Below are 1,263 nucleotides of genomic sequence, written 5' to 3'. Positions count from 1 at the left end.
GACTGATGGCTTGGACCCAAACCAAAAACATCAGGTTCGACAGTTAATCCACGATTTGTCAGAAGACAAGATTGTTATTGTCTCGACGCATATACTTGAAGAGGTGAGTGCGGTTTGTTCTCGTGCCATGATTTTGGCTCAAGGAGCCATCGTCTTTGATGGAACGCCTGAAGAACTAGCTGCCATGTCAGAGCATCATAACGCGGTGACAGTCAGGCTTTCAGAACATAATGAAGACATTATCAGACAGCTGCAAGCTTTACCGCAGGTTGAATCAGTTGATAGTGACTCGACAGGTTCAATCAAGGCTTACCCAGTGAATGGGCAGGCGATTCTTGCACCAATTAACTCCGTGTTACATGCCGCCAATTGTCAGATAGAAGAACTGCATGTCGAGACGGGGCAGTTGGATGATGTCTTTAGGAAGGTAACAATCGAAGCAGAGCAGGCTGCTCGTACGGGAGGTCGCTCATGAACGTCATGAATATTGTATTAAAAAGGGAGTTGGCGAGTTATTTCTCAACGCCTGTCGCTTATATCTTTATCGTTATATTTCTAATGCTCAGTGGTGTGTTTACTTTCTATTTGGGGCATTTCTTTGAGCAAGGTCAGGCTGACCTTGGGGCTTTCTTTAACTTCATTCCCTGGCTATATCTTGTTTTGGTGCCTGCAGTGGCGATGCGCTTATGGTCTGAGGAACGTCGCAGTGGCACCATTGAGTTGCTAATGACTTTACCTCTATCTACTTTGGAGCTGGTGGTTGCCAAGTTTCTTGCGGCGTGGCTTTTTATCGGTCTGGCTTTGCTTTTGACCTTCCCTTTATGGATAACCGTTAACTATCTTGGGGAGCCTGATAATGGCGTGATTTTCGCTGGATATATTGGTTCATGGCTAATGTCTGGTGGTTTTTTGGCGATAGGTTCATGCCTGTCAGCAACAACGAAAAACCAGATAATTGCCTTTATTCTAACCTTGGTGGTGTGCTTTCTAATGGTGGTAGCAGGGTTTCCAATTGTTCAGGATGTTTTCTCGTCTTGGGCGCCGTTGTGGTTGGTTGATGGCTTCGCTAACCTAAGCTTCCTGACTCACTTCGATGCGATATCCCGTGGTGTTATTGATTTGCGCGATTTTGTTTATTTTCTTGTGCTCATTTCGGCCTGGCTCTATGCCACTGTTTTGGTCGTTGATATGAAGAAAGCGGATTAAGGGGAGATAGACATGACTAATTNAAAATCATCTAAAGGTTTATTGATTGTATTTATT

1 protein-coding gene and 1 pseudogene are annotated in these 1,263 nt (G+C 44.6%); both read left to right on the top strand.

Annotated features, from left to right (window positions below):
* Window positions 1–475: pseudogene (locus tag A3735_RS31490) on the top strand (ABC transporter ATP-binding protein); the annotation flags it as partial.
* Window positions 472–1,206: an ABC transporter permease gene (locus A3735_RS26405; protein WP_068514694.1), complete on the top strand. Its 735-nt coding sequence runs from the start codon at window positions 472–474 to the stop codon at window positions 1,204–1,206. The pseudogene A3735_RS31490 and the gene A3735_RS26405, both read left to right, overlap by 4 nt.
* Window positions 1,207–1,263: the final 57 nt, after the last annotated feature.

Source organism: Oleiphilus sp. HI0061 (genome assembly GCF_001635675.1).
This window is presented reverse-complemented; position numbering and strand designations above follow the sequence as displayed.

Coding starts and splice junctions, on each gene's coding strand:
- A3735_RS26405 (WP_068514694.1), top strand. CDS start 472: ATGAACGTCATGAATATTGTATTAAAAAGGGAGTTGGCGAGTTATTTC.